Source organism: Peterkaempfera griseoplana (assembly GCF_001418575.1).
Classification (GTDB): Bacteria; Actinomycetota; Actinomycetes; order Streptomycetales; family Streptomycetaceae; genus Peterkaempfera; species Peterkaempfera griseoplana.
This window is the reverse complement of record NZ_LIQR01000423.1, coordinates 1-5,683: the sequence shown is the minus strand read 5'-3', so window position 1 is coordinate 5,683 and position 5,683 is coordinate 1. Positions and strand designations below refer to the sequence as shown.

Annotated in this window: 5 protein-coding genes; all 5 read right to left on the bottom strand. The window is 71.9% G+C overall.

Annotated elements, in window-relative coordinates; genetic code table 11:
* Positions 1-953, bottom strand: a 953-nt coding sequence (locus AOK09_RS28470; RefSeq protein ID WP_245687514.1) for an ABC transporter ATP-binding protein/permease, incomplete at its 3' end; no start/stop codon positions are given.
* Positions 950-1,987, bottom strand: coding sequence for a cytochrome d ubiquinol oxidase subunit II (gene cydB / locus AOK09_RS28465; RefSeq protein WP_055590115.1), 1,038 nt, complete (start codon positions 1,985-1,987; stop codon positions 950-952). The genes cydB and AOK09_RS28470, both read right to left, overlap by 4 nt.
* A gap of 32 nt (positions 1,988-2,019) precedes the next feature.
* A complete protein-coding gene (locus tag AOK09_RS28460) occupies positions 2,020-3,594 on the bottom strand; it encodes a cytochrome ubiquinol oxidase subunit I (protein WP_055590114.1) in 1,575 nt (524 codons plus the stop codon).
* 219 nt (positions 3,595-3,813) lie between these two features.
* The gene (locus AOK09_RS28455; protein ID WP_322973217.1) at positions 3,814-5,280 is read right to left on the bottom strand and encodes a sensor histidine kinase; all 1,467 of its coding nucleotides are present in this window, start codon (positions 5,278-5,280) and stop codon (positions 3,814-3,816) included.
* A 6-nt stretch (positions 5,281-5,286) separates the two neighbouring features.
* Positions 5,287-5,683, bottom strand: a 397-nt coding sequence (locus tag AOK09_RS28450; RefSeq protein ID WP_169797075.1) for a winged helix-turn-helix domain-containing protein, incomplete at its 5' end; no start/stop codon positions are given.

Genomic DNA, 5,683 nt, shown 5'->3' with positions numbered 1-5,683 from the left:
ACTACCACGCCAGCGTGGAAGACCTGGCCGGCGGCGGCCAGCCCTTCCACGCTGGCGTGGTAGTGGGTGCCGACCTGGCGGATGGGGAGGTAGGCCTCGGGGGCGAGGATCAGCACCAGCAGGCCGGTCCTCAGGTCGAGGCTGCCGTCGACCAGCCGGAAGCCGATGGAGACGGCGACCAGGGCGACCGAGAGGGTGGAGAGCAGTTCCAGGGCGAAGGAGGAGACGAAGGCGATGCGCAGGGTGCGCATGGTGGCCCTGCGGTAGTCGTCGGTGACCGCGGCGATGGCCTTGGCCTGCGCCTTGGCCCGGCCGAACACCTTGAGGGTGGGCAGCCCGGCGACGACGTCCAGGAAGTGGTGGGAGAGCCGGGTGAGGGTCTGCCACTGGCGGTCCATCCGGCTCTGGGTGGCCAGGCCGATCAGCACCATGAAGAGCGGGACCAGGGGCAGGGTGCCCGCGATGAGTGCGGCCGACAGCCAGTCGGCGCCCAGGATGCGCAGCACCACCAGCGCGGGGACGGTGACGGCGAGGGCCAGTTGGGGGAGGTAGCGGGAGAAGTAGTCGTCGAGGGCGTCCACCCCGCGGGTGGCGAGGGTGGTGAGTTCCCCGGTGCGCCGTTCGCTGCGGGAGGCGGGGTCGAGGCGGGTGGCGTGGTCGAGCAGCCTGAGCCGCAGTTGGGACTTGACCGAGGCGCAGGCCCGGTGGGCGGTGAGTTCCGTGAGCCAGGCGACGGCGGCACGTCCGGCGGCGGTGGCGGCGAGCAGCAGCAGGGGTGTGCGGAGGTCGGCGAGGTCCGCGTGCTGCTGGAAGGCCCGTACGACGATCCCGGCGATCAGCCCGGCCTGGGCGATGACCAGGCCGGCGCCGAGCGTGCCGAGCAGTACGGCCCCGGCGAGGAAGCCGCGGGTGGCACGGGCGTACCGCAGCAGCCGGGGGTCGACGGGCTTCACGGCTGGTCCACTGCGGCCGCTGCGGGCACCGTCGTGGCCGGGCCGGGGATGTGCTGGACGCCGATCCGCCGGCGGAAGACCCAGTAGGTCCAGCCCTGGTAGAGCAGCACCAGCGGGGTGAAGAAGGCCGCCACCCAGGTCATGATCTTCAGGGTGTAGGCGGAGGAGGCCGCGTTGGTGACGGTGAGGCTCCAGGCCGGGTCCAGGGTGGAGGGCAGCACATCGGGGTAGAGCGCCAGGAAGAACATGGCCACGGTGGCCACCACCGCCACTCCGGAGCCGGCGAACGCCCAGCCCTCCCGGCCCGCCCGGTTGAGCAGCAGCGCGCCCAGCAGGGCGGCCACGGCCAGCACCAGGGCCACCAGGCTGCGGGCGTTGCCGGTGTGGACCTGCGTCCAGGTGAGGAAGGCCGCGGCGAGTACCACGGTGGCCAGCCCCAGCCACTGGGCGAGGGCGCGGGCCCGCAGGCGGATGTCGCCGAGGGTCTTGAGGGCGGTGAAGACCGCACCGTGGAAGGTGAAGAGGGAGAGCGTCACCAGCCCGCCCAGCAGCGCATAGGGGTTCACCAGGTCGAGGACGCCGCCGGTGTACTCCTTGCCGTGGTCGACGGCGACGCCGTGCACCATGTTGGCGAAGGCCACGCCCCAGAGCAGGGCGGGCAGCAGCGAGGCCCAGAAGATGGCCTGCTCCCAGGAGCGCTTCCAGCGCTCACCGTCCCGCTTGGCCCGGTACTCGAAGGCCACGCCCCTGATGATCAGGCAGACCAGGATGGCGAAGAGCGGCAGGTAGAAGCCGGAGAAGAGGGTGGCGTACCAGTCGGGGAAGGCCGCGAAGGTGGCTCCGCCCGCGGTGAGCAGCCACACCTCGTTGCCGTCCCAGACGGGGCCGATGGTGTTGATCAGTACCCGGCGCTCACGCTCGTCGCGGGCGAGCAGACGGGTGAGGATGCCGACCCCGAAGTCGAATCCCTCGAGGAAGAAGTAGCCGGTCCACAGGACGGCGATGATGACGAACCAGACGTCGTGGAGGTGCATGGCCGCGGTCTCCCGGATTGTGTGACGGACCGTCAGTAGGCGAAGGCGAGGGGCTTGTCGGCGTCCTCGGCCGCGGCCGCGTCGCCGCCGCCGGCCGAGGGGCCGCGCAGGGTCGGGTCCTGCGCCGGCGGGCGCTCGGAGCTGACCGGCCCGGCCTTGGCATAGGTGACCAGCAGCCTCACCTCCACGACGGCCAGTGCGGCGTAGAGCAGGGTGAAGCCGGTGAGGGTGGTGAGCTGCTCGGCCGTGGAGACCCCGGGGGAGACCGCGTCGGAGGTGCGCATCAGTCCGAAGACCGCCCAGGGCTGACGGCCCATCTCGGTGAAGATCCAGCCCCAGGAGTTGGCGATCAGCGGGAAGCCCATGGTGAGCACGGCGATCCGCCAGCTCCAGGCGGTGAGCGCGGGGCCCAGCTCCCGGTCCCGGGTGAGCATCAGCCGGGGCACCTCGTCCGGGGCCGTCCGCATCTCCGGCGCCACCCAGCGCCGGGTGCGGGTGAGCCAGAGGCCGGCCAGGGCGCAGACGAGCGAGGTCATCCCGAACCCGATCATCCAGCGGAAACCCCAGTAGGTGACTGGGACGTTGGGCACGTAGTCCTTGGCGCTGCCGCCGTACCTGGCGGCCTCGGCGGCGGCGACGTCGTTGACGCCGGGCACCTCGGAGTGGAAGTCGGAGTGCGCCAGGAAGGAGAGCAGCCCCGGGATCTCCACCTCGACCGTGTTGTGCCCCTTGGCCACGTCGCCGACGGCGAAGACCGAGAAGGGCGCCGGGGCCTCCTTGTCCCACAGGGCCTCGGCTGCGGCCATCTTCATCGGCTGCTGCTCGAACATCACCTTGCCCAGGCTGTCCCCGCTGAGCGCGGTCCCCAGCCCGGCGATCACCGCGACGACCAGGCCGACCCGCAGCGAGGTCCGCATGACCAGGGTCTTGCGGGCGTCCACGGTCTCCCCCGCGGCCAGCTGCCGCCGGGTGCGCCACAGGTGGAAGGCGGAGATGCCCACCATGAAGGCGGCACCGGTGAGGAACGCCGCGGCGAGGGTGTGGGCGACCACCACCAGGGTGGTGTTCTGGAAGAGCACCGCCCCGATGTCGGTGAGCTGCGCCCGGCCGGTCGCGGGGTTCAGCCGGTAGCCCACCGGGTGCTGCATCCAGGAGTTGGCGGCGAGGATGAAGTACGCGGAGAGCACGGTGCCCAGGGCCACCATCCAGATGCAGGCGCAGTGCAGCTTGCGGGGGAGCTTGTCCCAGCCGAAGATCCACAGCCCGATGAAGGTGGACTCGAAGAAGAAGGCGATCAGCGCCTCCATCGCCAGCGGGGCGCCGAAGACGTCGCCGACGAAGCGGGAGTAGTCCGACCAGTTCATGCCGAACTGGAACTCCTGGACGATGCCGGTGACCACGCCCATGGCGATGTTGATCAGGAAGAGCTTTCCCCAGAACTTGGTGGCATGGAAGTACTTCTCCTTGCCGGTGCGGACCCAGGCGGTCTCCAGGCCTGCGGTGATCGCGGCCAGACTGATGGTCAGCGGAACGAAGAGGAAGTGGTAGACGGTGGTGACACCGAACTGCCAACGGGCGATCGTCTCGGGAGCCAGCGCAAGATCCACAGGTCACTCCTGCCTGCCGTGCTTGTCCGCTTGTGAACGTGAACACTTTCACAAGCTCAGTAGGATTATCACCCATGCGGATGGAGTGAATGCGCCCGAACGGGCCCCGCAGGGCGTGAAGTCGGTCACCCGGCGTGAGCCGCCGGCGCCGCGGCGAGCCTGCCCGGTACCGCCCGCAGGGCCCCTGCGGGCCGGCCCTGCCGGAGCCCGATGCACCGGTCAGGCGGAGGGGATCAGCACCCGGAAGAGCGCCCCGTCCCCCGGCGCCGTGACCAGGTCCACCCTGCCCTCATGGGCCGCCACCAGCGCACCCACGATGGCCAGCCCCAGTCCCGCGCCGCCGCCGTGCTGGCGGCTGCGGGAGGCGTCCACCCGGTAGAAGCGCTCAAAGACCCGAGCCGCCTGGTCCTGCGTCAGCCCCGGCCCCCGGTCGGCGACCTCCAGCACCCCGCCGCCGTCGGCCGTCCCCACCCCGATGCGCACCGGAGTCCCCTGCGGGGTGTGGGCCACCGCGTTGCCCACCAGATTGGCCACCACCTGCCGCAGCCGTGCCTCGTCGCCCAGCACCACCGCCGCCCCCGGGGCGCCCTTCCCGCCCGGGCCGGTGAGGGCCACCGGCCGGTCCGGGTCCAGCGCCACGATGTCGTGCAGCGCGTCGGCGGCAAGGCTGCGCAGATCCATCGGGGCCAGTTCCAGCGGCCGCTGCTCGTCCAGCCTGGCGAGCGTGAGCAGGTCCTCCACCAGCCCGCCCATCCGCAGCGCCTCCCGCTCGATGCGTGCCATGGTGCGCTGCACATCGGCCTCGGCGGGCAGCGCACCCATCCGGTAGAGCTCGGCGAAACCGCGGATGCTCGCCAGCGGGGTCCGCAGTTCATGGGAGGCGTCGGCGACGAAGCTGCGCATCCGGGCCTCCGACTCGGCCCTGGCCGCGAAGGCCGCCTCGATCCGGGCCAGCATGCCGTTGAGTGCCGCGGACAGCCGGCCGACCTCGGTACGCGGCGAGGGCTGCGGCACCCGGCGGGAGAGTTCCCCCGCCGCGATCAGCGCCGCGTCCTCCTCGATCCGGCGCAGCGGCCGCAGGCCCGCCCCCACCGCGAACCAGCCGGCCAGCGCGATCAGCAGCAGCACCGAGCCGCCGATCAGCAGAAACCCGGTGCGCAGCTTGCCCGCGGTCGCGTCGACCTCGGCCAGCGACGACGCCACCAGCACGGCGGCCGGAGCGCCGGAGACCCGGTCCCGTACCGGCAGCACCAGCGCCCGCCAGCGACCGGAGCCCTGCTCCCCCGGGATGTCGAAGGCGGTGCCCATGAGGCCGGTCAGGCTGCGGCCGGTGAGGTCCGGTATCCGCGGACCCGGGTCCCCCTCGGCCACCGGCTGCCGCAGGGTCTGCTCCGCACTGCCGTCCGCGTCCAGGAACCGGACCGTGTACTGGCTCGGCAGCCGCGCGGCCGAGCCGACGGGCAGCCGGACGACGGCGTTCTCCGGGAGCCGGCCCGCGGCCCGGCGTGCCAGCGGCTCCCCGAACCGGTGCAGCTGCTGGTCGAGCCGGTCCACCAGCTGGACCCGTACGGCGCCGACCACCACGGTGTCGCTCACGGCCAGCCCCAGCGCGACCAGTACCAGCGTCATGGCCAGCAGCCGTGAGCGCAGGGAGAGCTGCGGCAGGCGGACGGCGGGCGGTCGCACGGCGGATCAGACCTGGGACTGCGGCGGGCGGCGCAGCACATAGCCGATGCCGCGCACGGTGTGGATCAGCCGGGGCGTCTCCCCGGTGCCGGGGTCCAGCTTGCGGCGCAGATAGGAGATGTAGGACTCGACGATGGAGAGGTCGCCCCCGAAGTCGTAGGCCCACACATGGTCGAGTATCTGCATCTTGGAGACCACCCGTCCGGCGTTGGCCATCAGGTAGTGCAGCAGCTTGAACTCGGTGGGGGACAGCGACACCGGACGGCCGCCGCGGGACACCTGGTGGCCGACCGGGTCCAGTTCCAGATCGGCCACGACCAGCCTGCCGTCCTCGGCCAGGCCGCCGGTGCGCCGCAGGATCGCACGGATGCGCGCGATCAGTTCCTCCAGGCTGAACGGCTTG

Excerpts from the sequence above, each read along its gene's own strand:
- cydB (WP_055590115.1), bottom strand. The coding sequence starts at position 1,987 with ATGCACCTCCACGACGTCTGGTTCGTCATCATCGCCGTCCTGTGGACC.